Source organism: Methylicorpusculum oleiharenae (assembly GCF_009828925.2).
Classification (GTDB): domain Bacteria; phylum Pseudomonadota; class Gammaproteobacteria; order Methylococcales; family Methylomonadaceae; genus Methylicorpusculum; species Methylicorpusculum oleiharenae.
Map to the genome: position 1 here is coordinate 4,821,262 of NZ_WUTY02000001.1, position 16,319 is coordinate 4,837,580.

General features: G+C 45.8%; 13 protein-coding genes. 4 read left to right on the forward strand and 9 right to left on the reverse strand.

Annotation, left to right across the window (positions count from 1 at the left end):
• Positions 1-62 precede the first annotated feature (62 nt).
• The 5 genes from accA to GO003_RS21520 all read right to left on the reverse strand — a co-directional run bounded on the left by accA (position 63) and on the right by GO003_RS21520 (position 7,772).
• Entirely contained in the window at positions 63-1,019 is a 957-nt protein-coding gene (accA, locus tag GO003_RS21500) for an acetyl-CoA carboxylase carboxyl transferase subunit alpha (RefSeq protein WP_159658410.1), read from the reverse strand.
• A 58-nt stretch (positions 1,020-1,077) separates the two neighbouring features.
• Positions 1,078-2,427 carry a replication-associated recombination protein A gene (locus GO003_RS21505; protein WP_159658409.1) on the reverse strand — a complete coding sequence of 450 codons (1,350 nt, stop codon included), beginning with the start codon at positions 2,425-2,427 and terminating at the stop codon, positions 1,078-1,080.
• Between the two features lie 36 nt (positions 2,428-2,463).
• The gene (gene lolA / locus GO003_RS21510) at positions 2,464-3,093 is read right to left on the reverse strand and encodes an outer membrane lipoprotein chaperone LolA (protein WP_159658408.1); all 630 of its coding nucleotides are present in this window, start codon (positions 3,091-3,093) and stop codon (positions 2,464-2,466) included.
• A 15-nt stretch (positions 3,094-3,108) separates the two neighbouring features.
• Entirely contained in the window at positions 3,109-5,460 is a 2,352-nt protein-coding gene (gene mrcB / locus GO003_RS21515) for a penicillin-binding protein 1B (RefSeq protein WP_159658407.1), read from the reverse strand.
• Between the two features lie 470 nt (positions 5,461-5,930).
• Positions 5,931-7,772 (reverse strand): putative bifunctional diguanylate cyclase/phosphodiesterase, encoded by a 1,842-nt coding sequence (locus GO003_RS21520; RefSeq protein WP_159658406.1) that lies wholly within the window; start codon positions 7,770-7,772, stop codon positions 5,931-5,933.
• A gap of 166 nt (positions 7,773-7,938) precedes the next feature.
• Between GO003_RS21520 and GO003_RS21525 the strand changes: the two genes are divergently transcribed.
• Positions 7,939-8,802, forward strand: coding sequence for an HDOD domain-containing protein (locus tag GO003_RS21525; protein ID WP_159658405.1), 864 nt, complete (start codon positions 7,939-7,941; stop codon positions 8,800-8,802).
• Positions 8,803-8,833: 31 nt separating this feature from the next.
• On the opposite strand, the gene GO003_RS21530 is transcribed toward GO003_RS21525, so the two are convergent.
• From GO003_RS21530 to GO003_RS21540, 3 genes are all read right to left on the reverse strand, one after another.
• Complete coding sequence (locus tag GO003_RS21530) at positions 8,834-9,826, reverse strand: zinc-dependent alcohol dehydrogenase family protein (RefSeq protein WP_159658404.1); 993 nt, start codon at positions 9,824-9,826, stop codon at positions 8,834-8,836.
• A gap of 325 nt (positions 9,827-10,151) precedes the next feature.
• Positions 10,152-11,534 carry a DEAD/DEAH box helicase gene (locus GO003_RS21535; RefSeq protein ID WP_159658403.1) on the reverse strand — a complete coding sequence of 461 codons (1,383 nt, stop codon included), beginning with the start codon at positions 11,532-11,534 and terminating at the stop codon, positions 10,152-10,154.
• Positions 11,535-11,791: 257 nt separating this feature from the next.
• Positions 11,792-12,424 carry a response regulator gene (locus GO003_RS21540; protein WP_159658402.1) on the reverse strand — a complete coding sequence of 211 codons (633 nt, stop codon included), beginning with the start codon at positions 12,422-12,424 and terminating at the stop codon, positions 11,792-11,794.
• Between the two features lie 317 nt (positions 12,425-12,741).
• On the opposite strand from GO003_RS21540, the gene GO003_RS21545 reads away from it, so the two are divergent.
• The 3 genes from GO003_RS21545 to GO003_RS21555 are packed head-to-tail and all read left to right on the forward strand — an operon-like array spanning position 12,742 to position 15,739.
• Positions 12,742-13,569 carry a motility protein A gene (locus GO003_RS21545; protein WP_159658401.1) on the forward strand — a complete coding sequence of 276 codons (828 nt, stop codon included), beginning with the start codon at positions 12,742-12,744 and terminating at the stop codon, positions 13,567-13,569.
• Positions 13,570-13,601: 32 nt separating this feature from the next.
• The gene (locus GO003_RS21550) at positions 13,602-14,495 is read left to right on the forward strand and encodes an OmpA/MotB family protein (protein WP_159658400.1); all 894 of its coding nucleotides are present in this window, start codon (positions 13,602-13,604) and stop codon (positions 14,493-14,495) included.
• A gap of 11 nt (positions 14,496-14,506) precedes the next feature.
• Positions 14,507-15,739 carry a hypothetical protein gene (locus GO003_RS21555; RefSeq protein WP_159658399.1) on the forward strand — a complete coding sequence of 411 codons (1,233 nt, stop codon included), beginning with the start codon at positions 14,507-14,509 and terminating at the stop codon, positions 15,737-15,739.
• 4 nt (positions 15,740-15,743) lie between these two features.
• Here the strand turns inward: GO003_RS21555 and GO003_RS21560 are convergent, their stop codons facing one another.
• The gene (locus tag GO003_RS21560) at positions 15,744-16,088 is read right to left on the reverse strand and encodes an FUN14 domain-containing protein (RefSeq protein WP_159658398.1); all 345 of its coding nucleotides are present in this window, start codon (positions 16,086-16,088) and stop codon (positions 15,744-15,746) included.
• Between the last annotated feature and the right edge of the window lie 231 nt (positions 16,089-16,319).

A 16,319-nucleotide genomic window follows, 5' to 3' on the forward strand; every position in this document is an offset into this window, starting at 1 on the left:
ATTTTAAATTCTTAAACGTTTTTTAGATTATTTGGGAGTAGACGAAAAAGCTGTCTTTCGAATTACTCGGTATAAACGCCAAAAGCCATAATCCGTTGATAACGTTTTTCCATTAAACGCTCCATCGATTCACGCTTGAGTTCTTCCAGATGCCTTAACAAGGTTTCTCTCAGATTCATTGCCGTTTTTTGAAAATCACGGTGTGCACCGCCTAAAGGCTCTCTGACCACTTCATCGAGAAAGCCCTGTTCACGGATACGATCGGAAGTAATTCCCATCGCTTCAGCCGCCAACTGGGATTTATCAGCACTTTTCCAAAGAATCGATGCGCAACCTTCAGGCGAAATCACCGAGTAAGTGCTGTATTCAAGCATAATCAAGCGATCGCCGACGCCGATGGCCAATGCGCCGCCAGAACCGCCTTCCCCGATGACCGTGCAGATGATCGGCGTGTGTAAACGCGCCATTTCAAACAAGTTACGGGCTATTGCCTCGCTTTGGCCGCGTTCTTCAGCACCGATACCGGGATAAGCCCCCGGTGTATCGATCAGACATATAATAGGCAAACCAAAGCGCTCGGCCATTTTCATGACTCTTAGGGCTTTGCGGTAACCCTCAGGTCTGGGCATTCCAAAGTTTCGATAAATTTTTTCCTTGGTATCCCGGCCCTTTTGATGCCCTATCAGTGCAACCGGCTGACCTTCAAGACGAGCCAGTCCGCATATAATGGCCGGATCATCAGCATACGTCCGGTCGCCATGCAACTCATGAAAGTCGGAGAATATCAAATCAATGTAATCCAGGGTATAAGGACGCCCGGGATGTCTTGATAATTGTGAAATCTGCCAGTCGCTAAGCCCGGAAAAAATTGATTCGGTCAGCGCCTTGCTCTTACTTTCCAGTTGTTCCAGCGCATCGGAAATATTGATATCGTTATCGAACTGAACTCGGCGAAGTTCTTTTATTTTGGCTTCCAATTCGGCGATGGGTTGTTCAAAATCGAGAAATTTAAGGTCCATAATCCTACATAAACTAGATAAAATGATTCGGATCGTCCAGGATCACCTTTGTTAAAGGTCAGCTCCTATCAGTACGGGACATTTTATCTAAATTCCGTAAATGTTTTAATTTTTCTGCAATTTTTATTTCTAATCCACGATTGACCGGCGTGTAATACTGAGAACCCTTCAAACTTTCCGGAAAATAATTCTCACCGGCAGCATAAGCATCGGGCTCATCATGCGCATAACGATAGGCTTTTCCGTAATCCAACGATTTCATCAGCGAAGTGGGCGCATTTCTCAAATGAACCGGCACTGGCAGGCTGCCGCTTTCCTTGGCATCGCGCATGGCCGCATTATAGGCCCTATAAACCGCATTGCTCTTAGCTGCGCAAGCAAGATAAACGACGGCATGCGCCAAGGCTAATTCTCCCTCGGGACTACCCAGCCGTTCTTGCGCTTCCCATGCGCTTATGGCCAGCGGCAACGCTCTTGGATCCGCATTGCCGATATCCTCGGAAGCAATCCTGACAATTCTGCGGGCCAGATAAGACAAATCACAACCGGCATCCATCATCCGGCACAGCCAATATAACGCGGCATCCGGCGAACTGCCCCGAACCGACTTATGTAATGCTGAAATCTGATTGTAAAATTCTTCGCCTTGCTTATCGAAACGGCGGGTTCCGCCAGACAGCACTTCTTTGGAGACGGCCTCATTAATACAGGTGCTGTTTTGCGATGCCGCCAACTCCACTGCAATCTCAAGCAGATTTAACGCTCGCCGGGCATCACCATCGGCGGCCGCTGCAAACTGACGCTTGATCTCATCGTCCATCTCGATGGCCAGATTGCCCAAGCCTTTTTCCTTTTCAGTTAACGCCTTGATTAATACCGCCAGTAAATCCTCTGTTGACAGTGCATTCAACACATAAACTCTGGCCCGGGACAAAAGCGCATTGTTCAGCGCAAACGACGGATTTTCAGTCGTAGCCCCGATAAAATAGAACGTGCCATCCTCGACATGCGGTAAAAAGGCATCTTGTTGGGCTTTATTAAATCGATGCACTTCATCAACAAACAAAATGGTGCGTTGCCGTCGACTTTCCCTGGCGGCTTGCGCTTCTGTCACAGCCGCTCTTATTTCTTTGACACCGGCCAACACCGCTGAAATAGGAATAAACAGTGCTTCAGAATGGTTGGCAATCATCCTTGCCAACGTGGTTTTACCGGTACCGGGCGGGCCCCAGAAAATCATTGAGTGCAGTCGTCCTGCCGCTATTGCTTCATACAGCGGTTTACCCGGACTCAACAGATGCCGCTGACCGGTGTACTCATCCAGCTGAGTAGGCCGCATTCGCTCTGCCAAGGGCTTGATCAAAGTATCATCACCGCCCGGCCCCGAGTAAGATAAAAAACTTACCATGTCATTCCAATCGTTGTCTGTACACTAAGAGAAGTGTCATTCTTCAAATACATCCGACCCCGGTGGCGGCGTGAATATAAACAACTCATCATCCAATGATGGATTGACAGCGATATTCGAAAAATAAATACGGGTTAATTGACCAAAATTATCGCTTAATTCCATGCCGCCCAAGGTGCCTTTATCCAGGCCGATCAAAACATATTTAAAGCCGCTGTCCTCGTTTTTGGGTAGCAATTTGATCCACTGCATATCTTCGTCGGTGCCTTGATCCTGTATGATAAAGTTTTCTTCCAGGTCGATGTCACCGCTAAGTAACAAAGCGGGAGTTGAGCCTACCGACTGGTCCAGCTTTTTAACCGTCACTTGCTCCAGGTCCGCATCGTAAAACCAGACCTTGCCTGCATTGGAAATAATTTCCTGTGTAAAAGGCTTGGTGTACTGCCAGCGAAACTTTCCGGGTCTGCGCAAATAAAACACCCCGTAACTGGCTTGACGGGCATTGCCTGCTTCATCGACAGCTATTTGTTTAAAATCGGCTTTCAGCGCCTTGGATGACGTTAAAAAAGCTCGTAACTGGCTTACCGGTTTTTCCTGGGCCTGAGCATTCAGAGCCGTTAACATTAACAAAATACCTAACCACTGAAACACGTTAAATCGCAACATAATGCTCGCTTTAATTTATTGAAAAAGATTATTTAACCAGGTATCCGGATTCTCAGTACCGCCGCCATTGACGCAGGGTGAACTGGCTTTAGGAGCAGAACCGCGAATATAGGGAAATTGGCTGACGCCGGGACAGTCCTTGTTTGCCAACAAACCGGTGAAAGGGTCTATCCAGACCAGATCGACATTGTCAGGGGGCGTCAACAGCACAGGACGCGTACTGATTTTCTGCATAAGACTAGCCCATAATTTCAGCGCACCGGTTGAACCGGTTAGTCCTGCCGGTTTATTGTCGTCTCTGCCAACCCACACGACCGAGAGATAATCGCCGCTGAATCCGGCAAACCAGCTGTCTCTCATTTCATTGGTTGTTCCGGTTTTGCCCACCAGCTGAAATTCTCTGGGCACATAATTGTAGGCAGAACGACCCGTTCCCTCGTTCATCACTTCCTGCATGATCGTGTTGGTAATATAAGTTGCCGACGGATCAACCGTTTGCCTGACGGTAAAAGGGTAACTTTGCAAGCGTTCACCATCACTGTTGACAACGCCCCTGATGGATCTCAAGGGCGATGTAAAGCCATCACCAGCAAGTGTTTGATAGATTTGCGTTACCTCCATCGGAGTTAAGGGCGAAGCGCCCAAAAGAAACGACGGAAACAGTTCTAACGAGCGCGTAATACCCATGCTTCTTAACGTTTTAGCAACACGCGCAACACCTATATCCATGCCAATACGGACTGTGGCCAGGTTGTAAGAGTTGGCCAAAGCCTTATGAAACGGAACAATACCGTGCTGGGTATTATCATAGTTTTTGGGCTCCCATAGCTGGCCTTTTGCCGCCTTGACTCTGATGGTAGTATCGCTGACCGGTGTAGTAATCGTATATTTTGACGGATACTCAAGCGCGGTCAGGTAAACAAAAGGCTTAATCAACGAACCAATAGGGCGCACCGCATCGACCGCCCGGTTAAAACCGGCTGATTTCGGATCACTGCCGCCCACCAGGCCGACGATTTCGCCGTCTTCTTTACGGGTAACGACCACAGCAGTTTCCAGTTCCCGCGCTTTTGGATTTTTTTGTAACTCTTTGATTTTTTCAGCAACAGTTTTTTCCAACGCGTCTTGCACATGGGGTTCCAAGGTCGTGAAAATATTAAGCCCTTCCGAGGTCAAATCTTCTTCCTTGTAGGTCTCTTTTAATTGTCGTTTAACCAAATCCAGAAACGCCGGATAACGGTTTACAGAACGGTGCGTGTTGGCAATGACTTTTAACGGTTCTTTTTTTGACTCGGCGCGTTGCTGTTCATTGATGTAATTCATCTCGGCCATCTTATCGAGGACCAGATCACGACGCTCAAGCGCTCGCTCCGGATAGCGCCGTGGGTCATAGTAAGACGGTCCTCGCACTAAAGCCACCAGCGAGGCCACCTGGGTTAAAGGAAGGTTTTTTAACGGCTGACCAAAATAAAATTCGCTGGCCAAGCCAAATCCATGCACAGCGCTGGCTCCGTCCTGCCCCAGATACACTTCATTAAGATAAGCTTCCAATATTTCGTCTTTGTCATAGCGGTACTCTATGATTAACGACATGAACACTTCATTGATTTTTCGGACAAAACTGCGCTCGTTGGTCAAATAGAAATTTTTGATCAGCTGCTGCGTAATCGTACTTCCACCCTGAACGATGCCTCCGGCTCTGACGTTGGCCCACATGGCTCTGGCAATCGCTTTTAAGGAAATACCGTAATGCTGGTAAAAATCCCTGTCCTCAGTCGCCAACAATCCCTGTATCAGCGTCGGCGGCGCTTCGGCCAGCTTGATCAGCACGCGATCTTCCTTGCGGGTAGGATAAAAACTGCCGATCTGCAATGAATCCAGCCGAAAAATGGTCAGGTCTTTTGACAAGGTTGCATCAAATATTCGCGCTATTTCACTATCGAAAAACTGCACCTTGACCAAACGGCTATCCTGTTTTTCATCCCAAAAACTAAACGTGCGCGTTTTAATTGTTATCTGAGACGCTTGCCTGGAGTAAGTGCCTTCGGAAGAAAGCTGCGGATCTTCACGGTAATGTAAAAATTGCAAATGACTTTCCAGATTGGCTAAAGTCATTTTATGTCCGGTATACAATTCAAGCGGACTGGCATAAACGCGAGCAGGAATTGCCCAGCGTTTACCTTCAAACTGATTGCGTACATTGTAATCAAGATAACCGATGTAACTGGCCAACAAAAAAGAGGCGAAAACCAGAGACAACACCACTAATTTGACCAGCCATCTTTTAACAGGATTGACGGGCTGTTTTTTTTTGTTTCTGCGAACCGTTGATTTTCTTTTTAGTGTACTTTGAGGTCTTGTGGCCATATTTTAAAAAATTGATTAATCGGTATACGCTTCCTATTTGCCGAAGAATAACCAGCCGCATCAATACTCAAGAGAACCTGTCAGCGAAGCCAAAGTGTTGATAGTTGATTCTTGGAGCAAGGATGAACCTGATTTAAAGTCATTAACCGGACTTTATGGAGGTTTATCAGGTTATTATTTATATTGGGCTTTCCGGCGAATTAAATCAATGCCGCCATTAATAACACAGCACTCCTTGAAAGCTACGGATGAATATTACCGGCAGCAAAGGAAACAACATTAAGGTATAAAACTGCCTAATGATGACAATTTGATCGCTAGGAATTTCCAGAATACAGCCTTGCGTGTTGGATAAAAATAACTCAACGTTATGAAGTAAACCTGAACAAGGTTAGTTTTAACAATTCAATAAAAATTAAGTTGAGGTGCAAAGATTGCCTGTATGAGAAGAAAGCTCGAATTGAATTTCCTTAATCCAGCCTATTATACGAAAAATGCGATTTTGTTTGGCCTTCATTTAATAATTGCGCAAGAGGAACCCGCCCTCCATCAATTAAATAGCGACTGGGTTTACCAAAAAGATAGCCTTGTCCGTACTCAATACCCAGGCTGACCAATATCGGTATGACCTGCGATACCTCTATAAATTCTGCCACAGTTTTTTTCCCCAGTTTCCTGGCGACATCCGCCATAGATTTTACCAGGACTTGATCAGTTTCATCATTGACCAGATTGCGAATGAATTGGCCATCAATTTTGACATAATCTACAGGAAATTTTTTGAGGTAGTTGAATGAACAAAACCCTGCGCCAAAGTCGTCCAAAGCAAAATGACACCCAAGCGCTTTTATTTTGTTAATCATTTGCCGGGTTTGGTCGAAATTATCAACGGCGGCAGTTTCGGTAATTTCAAAAGTAATCCGGTCCGCATTAACCCATGTGAGTTCCAGCTTTCGCTTCAGCGTCGGTAATAAACTCCCATCCTGAAAAGCAAAACCGGACAAATTAATCGCAAGACAAACATCTGACAATTCAACGGGCAAAGCGGCCAAAAAATCTAATGCGTTTTCAACCACCCAGATATCTATGCAATGAATCAAGCCCATCCTTTCGGCTACCGGAATAAATTCTATGGGATGAATCACGCTATCGGCCTGCCCCCGCATCCTTATTAGTACCTCATAATGCGAGACAATGCCTGTTTTCAGGTTAATAACTGGCTGAAATACCAGAAAGAAATTTTTGTCGACCAAAGCTTCCCGAATCAGCGGAACCCAGTAAACATCACGGTGCCTTTCCTTGATGGCTTTATCGTCTTCGTTATAGATCCAGACCATATTACGGCCGTTTTGTTTTGCCAGATAGCAGGCCTGATGGGCTTTGGAAATCAATTCCTCAGGATGGACAATCACTCTCTGAGTGGGTAACACAGCGATGCCAATCGATGCAGTGATGTTGTAACAAACATCTCCGGTAGTGAAGCGGCAGTCTTCCAGACTTTTGCGAATAGCTTCAGCCGATTCCTTCGCCTGAGTGAGAGAAAAGTTTTCGAAATAAAGACAAAACTCATCTGAATCGATACGCGCAAAAAAAACGTCTCTCGTCAGTGTCTTTCTGATTAATGCGACCACCTCAATAATCAATCGGTCAGCAATATCAAAGCCTTCCAGATCATTGATGAGACCAAAGCGATCAAGATCAATCAATAACAGTGCACCATTCTGATGCAGCGTTCTAAATCGCATCAGGCTCAACCGAATGTGTTGCTCCAGATTGGCACGATTCATCAAGCCGGTCAGTTCATCATGGGCGATCAAATATTTTAGTTTGGCATCCAGCAGTTTGCGGGTTGCCAGTTCAGTGATTAATTTTTCCTGCTGCTGATTACGTAAATAACGCTCATTCTTTAAAACTAACAGTAATTCGACCAGAATGAGTAATTCAGACTCTCTGAACGACGCATAAAGATCGTAAATCAAATCCCCGGAAGACTGGATGGAGACATTTAATTCATCCGAAGACTCAGCTTTTAAAATAATAAAAGGCAAGGCAATACCGTTATTTTCGCGCGAGAGTGAGGTACACATGTGTTCCACATCGCCTCCAGGCAAAAACTCATCGACGATGACCAGACCCAGATCCACTGAATTCTCTGCAAACGGACGAATGATACGATAAATATCTGCACATTCACTCGCAAATGATAAATTGGAAAAGCCTTTTCTCAAAAGCATCGATTCTATGGCTATCACTAGCTTAGAATCGATACCGGCTATGATTATTTTCTTGCGTTGTAATGATTTGCTGAGCATCTGACTTTTGGTAAGTTCGGATTATCTACCCCATCAACAGATCCCATTTAAACAGTCCGTTTCTTAGTGTATTTGATTCCACCGATGCTTCCTTGCATTATGAAAAATGCTCCCCTATGCTTTCAGGTAATCATAGTCATGTATTTACAAATTCCAAATGATTCCCATGAACAAACCCTATTCGTCTTTTTCACTGAACAGCAACGATTTAACCATATCGGATCTATTTAAAGGCGATTTGCAGCTGAGTTCACCGCCTGCCATCTATTTTCAATTGAAAAAAGTAATTGATGACCCTAATAAAACTACAGCCGATGCAGGAAGCGTTATAGATAAGGATCCGGGGCTTACGATGCGCTTGTTAAAACTGGTTAACAGTGCTTTTTTTGGTTTTCAATCTCAAATCTCAACCATCTCCAGAGCCATATCCATTATAGGGACGCAGGAACTGCAAAACCTGGTATTGGGCACTCTGATTATTGAAAAATTTTCAAATGTGCCTGCAGGTTCTATTTCGCTAAATGACTATTGGGCACAAAGCGTTAGAACAGCGTTGGCCGCTAAAGAAATTTCAAAAAGAACTCAATCAGCAGAGAAACGGGAAACGATTTTTATCTGTGGTTTGCTGCATGAAATAGGCAAACTGGTTCTCTTCAGGCGGATACCGGAATTAGCTAGAGAGATCAGCTTGTTAATCGAATCCTCCGATGAAACGGACAGTGCATTGGAACGCAGACTTTTAGGTTTCGACCATTATCAGGTCGGCGCTGAACTCAGCCGCTTATGGAAATTGCCGGAAGTCATTACCGAATCCATTGCTCAACACAATGCCCCCTATAATACCGGCCCTTTCAACGAAACAGCGGCCATTGTCAGACTGGCTGCAAAATTAAGCAAGATGGAATTAGAGGACAGCATTGATAATGAACTAGGACGTTTTAATATTTCCCAAAGCTTACTGGTTGAAATAATGAATTCCGTTCATGACCAATTTGAAGAAATATTCGCAATTTTTTATCCCAAGCGTTGAAGCAAATATTGACCTGAGCTACTTTTTCCTTTCAAATTTCCAGCACAATTTTGCCCGTACAGTGCCCTTCTTCTATCAATCGATGAGCATCGGTCACTTGCTCCAGTGGAAAAATACGCCCTACGGAGACCATAAGCCGGTTGTTGTCTATCAAGTTTTTGCAGCTATTCAATATAGCAATATGCTTCTCACGGGCCGGTCTTAAGTCACGCAAAAGCGGTGTCAGCATCAATTCAAAACCAATTTTAAGATTCCTGACCCTTGCTTCGGCAAGATCGACCAAGCCCGGATCCAATAGTGTCACCAAGCTTCCAAAACAGGCTGTTGCATAAATGCTGCTTTGGAACACCTCGGTACCCACAGTATCCAAGACTAAATCAACGCCGTGGTTATCAGTTAACTGCATGATAGCCTCAACGAAATCAATCTCGTGATAGTTGATGATGACATCGGCGCCCAATGCAGCCACAAAATCGGCCTTTTCCTGGGAGCTTACCGTAGCAATGACCCTCGCTCCTCTTAACTTGGCCAACTGAATAGCGACATGGCCGACGCCGCCGGCACCGGCATGGATTAAAACGGTCTGTCCGGGCTGCAAAGCTCCCCTGTCATACAAAGCGCCCCAGGCCGTGATCAGAACCAATGGCGCTGCTGCGGCTTCGATGAAGGTCAAGGACTGCGGTTTTGCAGCGAGCCAACGGCTGTCAATAACTGTATATTCGCAATAGTTACCGGACTCACGACCCAAGCCGCCATGGCAATACCACACGTCATCGCCCGGTTTAAAACCAATAACGTCAGCACCGGTACTGATAACGGTTCCGGCACCGTCACACCCCAAAACAGCGGGCGGCAAGGCTCCATAAAAAAGGCCTTTCCGCCTGATTTTGGTATCTACCGGATTGACGCCAGCCGCTTTGATCCGGATCTTGACCTGATGAGGCTCAGTAATTTGCGGCTCATCAATCTGTTTAACCTGCAAAACTTCGGCACCACCAACGGCAGTCATGACAACAGCTTTCATCTGGAATTTCCGTCAAAAATAAAATTGAGCCCGATTATGAATAATTTTCAGCCAATCGTCAGCATTTTGATTTCTTGATAAGAAGTAATTATTCAGCGCAGGCTGTGGTGCATACTTTTCGCAACCCAAAATAAACATCATGGCCTTGAAATGTTGGGTTGGCTATCGCCAACCGCAACCTACGCGGTGCATCACCTTTTTTGTTGCTCCGCTGGAGAGTGACTGTTGTGCTTTGCTCTGAACAGTTACCAAGAATCAAATATTCGCCGTTACGGATCGAATGCCGTAACGGCGACAATTTAAATTGGAACCGGCCCGTTCGCTGTCAAGCGCTTACACGGCGCTGAGAAGTGCGTTGCCCGGTCCGGCTGTCGTTAGAACGACTGCTCTGATCGGAAACCCGCTGCTGACCGCTATTGTTGCGAGGATTGTGATGACTTTGCTTCGCCTGCGGTTTCTGCTCGGGCTGTTTGCCATGGCTGCTATTGGACCTGGCACCATTAGAAGAACGGGAAGGCCGCTGTTGACGCTGTTTAAAAACCGGTTCGGATTTGATAGTAGGATCTGGCGCAAAACCCTCAATCGCCTCCTTGGGAATTTCGTGTTTAATCAGCCGCTCAATGTCCCGAAGAAAATCACGCTCATCGATACAAACCAGAGAAACCGCTTCCCCTTCATTTCCGGCGCGCCCGGTGCGTCCAATCCGGTGAACATAATCTTCCGGTATGTTGGGCAGCTCGAAATTAACGACATGCGGCAACTGATCGATGTCCAGCCCGCGCGCGGCGATATCGGTAGCAACCAAAATACGAACCGCTCCGCTCTTAAAATCCGCAAGGGCTTTGGTGCGCGCACCCTGGCTTTTATTGCCGTGAATAGCGGCCGAACCTAATCCGTCGCGGTTAAGCTGTTCAGCAAGCTTGTTGGCTCCGTGTTTCGTGCGTGTAAAAACCAGCACCTGACGCCAGTTTTGTTTACTGATCAAATGAGACAAAAGCTCATGTTTACGAGTACGGTCGACAAGATGAACGACCTGACTGACTGTTTCTACAGTGGTGTTGCGTCGGGCTACTTCGATCTGCGCAGGGTTGTGCAGCAATCCGTTGGCAAGCTGGCGTATTTCATCGGAGAAAGTCGCCGAGAACAACAAATTCTGACGTCCGTCGACACCAATAGGCGGCAACAAGGCAAGAATTTTACGGATATCGCGAATAAAGCCCATATCCAGCATACGGTCAGCTTCATCCAGAACCAAAATTTCCAGATGCGATAAATCGACTGTATTCTGAGCGATGTGATCAAGCAAACGGCCGGGCGTAGCAATAACGATTTCTGGGCCTCGGCGCAATTGCGCAATCTGAGGATTGATACTCAGACCACCGAAGATAACCGTTGACTTGAATGATAAATATTTGCCATAGGTAGCGACACTCTCGGCAACTTGTGCGGCAAGCTCACGGGTCGGGGTGAGAATCAGCGCCCGGACGGGGCGGCGATTGCCGAGTGGCTTGCGGGTGTGTAAGCGATGTAACAGGGGTAGTGTAAAACCGGCAGTTTTACCGGTACCGGTTTGAGCACCGGCCAAGACATCGCGTCCTTCAAGAATCGCAGGAATGGCCTGAAGTTGAACCGGAGTTGGGGTGGTGTAGCCTTCTTCGGACACAGCACGGACTAATTCGGCAGCTAAGCCGAGTTCTGAAAATAACATTTTGGATAAAGCTCCTGGAATGGCCTAACCGGGGAATACCCTGGGTCAGTCTAGGCGGAATTCGTGTAGGGTGGATGAGATCGAAGTGTACCGGAAGAGGTGACCGCGAGGAACACCGCAGACTGAGCGGTGTAAAGGAGGTTATTGTAACAGACTGGAAAGACCTTACCTCGGCTTTTTTTTTAACAATAATGGAATGGCTGGCAATAACATCTGGTTGATTTGATTTTATTGCATAAGCGGTTGGAAGCCTAAGCCTAATTCATAAAGTTAAACTTAATGGCTAAACGAGTGAGTTCCACATCGTTTTTAACATTCAGTTTTTCGTAAAGCCTGTAACGGTATGTATTGATGGTCTTATCGCTAAGCGTCAATGATTCGGACATCTCTTTTATTGATTTGCCGTTCAAGATCATCACCACGACTTCTGATTCGCGTTGAGATAAGCGGCTAAAAGGTGAATTATCATCGGGATCCAGGCCCCAAAATGCCAGATTTCTGGCTACTTCAGAGCAAAGATAACGCTCCCCGTTCATGACTTTCCGGATGGCGATAACCATTTCTTCAACAGGCGAGCTTTTTGAAATAAATCCGGCAGCACCCATTTTCATGAGCTGATGAGGGACATGGCCGTCACTGTAAACAGAAAGCGCTATCACTTTTATAGCGGGAAACTCCAGCAAAATCCTACGACTGGCCTCTGCCCCGCCGATTCCCGGCATACTGATGTCCATCAGAACTACATCCAGCTGATTTTCGGCCAACAGTTCGAGGCATTCCTCACCTGAACCTGCAACGGCAATTACCGAAATATCCCCAGTACCGTTGAGCAAAGATTCAACACCCGAACGAACAATTTCATGATCATCGACAAGTAACACTTTAATCATAATGCCTGAAATTCTCCTGATGGGCTTGCTACTTGAAAATTCTGATAATCTACGATGCTACCTTTATAGTTTGCCAAAATCGGATTGATATATCAATTTTTGTCGAATGACTTTAGATACCAGAAATAGTGTTTTCCCCTATCAGCAAGACTTTTGAACACTTTCAGTCAAAAACACATTGGATTCTTTGTAAAATTAAACGGATGAAACCGGCAGCTCCGCCTGAGTGACCCGCATCTTTTTAAGCCTTGCCATTTTCCTTCACCAGTCGCTACATTACTATCTACATAATACGGACTGTCTGTTATCATCAAGCCATGAACAAATTCGACCTATTCAATTACACTGCATATAAAACCCGTTCGCTTAATTATTCAACGGCATTAGGGTTAATATTCAGCTTGCTTTTATTTTTATTTATCGTCTTTGTTGCCGCCAACGATGCCCGGTCATACCTCAACCTTTATGGACTTTTCATCGTCGTGATCGGAACCATCGCGGCCGTCTGTTTAAGCTACCCGCTGAGAGACATTAAACAAGGCATCAAGTCAGTTAAATTGATTTTCCTTTATGAAAGCCTGAACCCCGAGAAAGAAGCTGAAGAAATAATCTCTGTTTCGAAAATGTGGTTTAACCGAAATTTTGTCGCGATAGAGAATGTCATCGACACTATCAATAACCCTTATCTTAAAACCGGATTTCAACTGGTTGTCGATCAAACACCCACCGAAGATATTTTGTCCTTATTAAAATGGCGAATCGCCAGACTCAGGGCTCAGGAAAAAGCGGACGCCAATATCTTTCATAGTATGGCCGGATTTTCTCCGGCTTTCGGGATGCTCGGTACGCTGGTTGGTCTGATTAACATGCTGGAAATAATTGATCTTAGAGACGTTGGCGCGATGAGTTTGAATATGGGCGTGGCCTTGATCACGACCTTTTACGGGTTGATTTTTGCCAATCTAATTTTCACACCTATCGCGCTCAAGCTGGAAAGACGCACCGAGCAACGCATCATGATCATGAGCATGATTATGGAAGGCATCACGCTGATCGCGGAAAGACGGAGCCCATCATTCGTTCGTGAGACCTTGCGCTCTTTTATTGTCCGCTATGAAAATGAACTCAATAACGGCTCAAACTAATCGCACAAAAGCCTGTTTTTCCGGTTATCTCTATGAATAAAGATCCCTTTCTTAAACTTGAGTCTTCCAAAATAATGGAAGATCTTTTGAATGATCCGGATCCATCCACCCGGCAAAACTGGCTGCTCAGTTATCTGGACGTTTTTGTTTTGATAGTGATGCTGATCATTTCCCTTATTTCAGTCAGTGAATTTAAAACAGAAGAAGAAAAAGCCTCTTCTCCGCAAAAATCAAAACCTGTTGTCCCCAAGCAATCCGAAGAGGCGGCTAAAAAACCGACCCAAAAAATCATCACAGGCGTCGTCACCAAAGCCCAACCCAGCCCTATTGAACTCGAACAGGCCGATTCAGAAAAACTGACGAATGAAATTTTAACCGCCCCGGCCCCGGCTAACAAACCGATCGTTCCGCCCATTGAAACCATTGAAACCATTGAAACAAAAAGCGAGGTACCGCCGGATATCGAAAACACAGAAAATCAACTGCAAATCAAATTATCCGAAAAACTGGATCAATTAGGCCTGGATCAAAAAGTCAATCTTAAAGTCACTGAAGACTACGCCCAGCTGGAAATTCAGGACAATATACTGTTTGAGTCATCGAAGGCGATACTGACACCCGGAGGACAAACTTTGCTCAATAGTCTGTCAGGACTTCTCAATCAGGCAACCGGGCTTATTTTTATTGAGGGCCACACCGATAACCGCCCCATTAAAACCAAGCAGTTTCCAACTAACTGGGAGCTGGGTGCGGCCAGAGCCACCAATGTATTACACTATCTGACCACGCAAGGACTTGACGCCAAACGTCTGCGGGCCGTGAGTTACGCCGATACACAACCGATTGCCGGCAACGATTCAGCCGAGGGGCGCAAAAAAAACCGCAGGGTCAGTTTATTACTGAAAATCCGTGAAAAAGACCTGTAGCGCCAAGACCTATGCTATCGCGACTGACACTGGTGGTCCTCCTGTTTTTGCCGGGATCTGTTCATCCAGAAGTCCAAGGCAATACCTTTCCCGATTTATTTCAACATCACTTTTTCACGCTTTCACAAGGCCCTGAGCTCTTATGCACGACCAGTCATTCCGGTTATTTTAAGAAAGCTCAGTTGCTTGAGATTATTGACTATTACGAAAAGCAGCAGCCCGCTTTACGGCAAACAGCGATCGATTTTTTAACCCGTCACTCTCACCCGGAACACCTTGGCCGTCTCCGGAAGATCAAAAGCGAATGCGAAGAAGATCAAGCCGATAGCCTGTGCGTTTTGGAAAATTATTGGGAAAGCCGCGAGGCGGCGTTGCGGGCGTTAGCGCTTTTTTACGACACGAAAACGCTGATCAAACACAGCAATGACTTTGATTTACCCCGCTTTGAAGCCGATCATCTCAGATTATTCGAAAAAGCCATTCGTAAAATACCGCCTTTTATGAGGGCATCCATGACGAAGGCAAAACCTATGAGCCAGCTTGAACACGCCATTGAAACTCATCAAATAAAACCCGCTACACAAGCGTTGATAAGAGAAGCTGCGCCGGATGATGCCGATACCCGCGTATGGCTGGACGGGACGCTGCCGCTGGCTATCGAGCCAGGGCTGGGCTTTCGCGCTCAGGTGGTTGCCCAAGTCTACAGCGGCAGCAATCGCGTTCTGATTACCATCCACAATTTTGACAAGGCCAAAGAAAAAAACGCGTACAGAGATATCGAACTCACTTATTTGGTCGACTTCAGGCTACCGCTTATGGTGCATGAATTCGCTCATGTCATTGATAATTTTCATTTCTGGGATGGCAAAACGGAACTGTATTTTTTTCTGTGGTACAAAAAGTTGTCTAGCGACATTGTTAACATCTACTTGATCAAAGATGCCGATCTGGCACTTTGGCCATCAAAATGGTTTGAAGCTTTTGAATTTATGTGGGAAGTCAATAACGGCCGCTACAATGGAAAAATAAATGAAAAATTGGCCGAATTGTTCGCGCAATATATTTTGATTCCCTTTCAGCTAAAAACACAATCCCCGTCCAGCTACTTATGGCTTAAGGATGAAGTATTTAAAGGGATTGAATATCAGGGATACGAAGCTTGTATCAACCCCATCGTAAGAGAGCTATCCTTCTGGGAAAAGGCAGTTGCCGCTCCCTTGGGAAAACATGGAATACGGCACTGACAGTTCATCCGATTTTTAAACCTGCAAAAAAACCGACGGCTGCACTGACACCCCGCGAAGTGATTTGCGACAATCGTGACACTAAATAATCACCGGATTGCTCCGCCGCATCAGCAGCACTCTTTGCCGCGTTTTCCAGATCAGCATCACTGATCGAAGCAATACCGTAATATTCAAAAATAAACATGGCTACGATAGCGGCGCCCCCGACAAATAGAGCCATCTTCAACATTTTTTTAGCAAAATAACCGACAGCAAGCCCTACAAGAAAAGGACCACCCACATTGGGGATCATAAAAGCGGAAGAAAAATAATCGGAATCGGGTGTGCTTAAGGCTTGATCTTTCATAGTGTCATGAGCTCATTATAAAAAGTGTGCAAATTATACGTTCCGATTGACTTAATTTGCTACTGTCACTCAACAAGCCCTTATGTTGGATACGTTGGCTTTCCTTGTAAGGCTTTTTCACACCTTCATAGTCCCGATTAAAGTTCAAACTGGCAATTGCCGACAGCCTTGCAGCCAAACAGAGATTAAAAAAATCCAGTGGTATAATAAAGACAGTAAAAAATTCAGTTT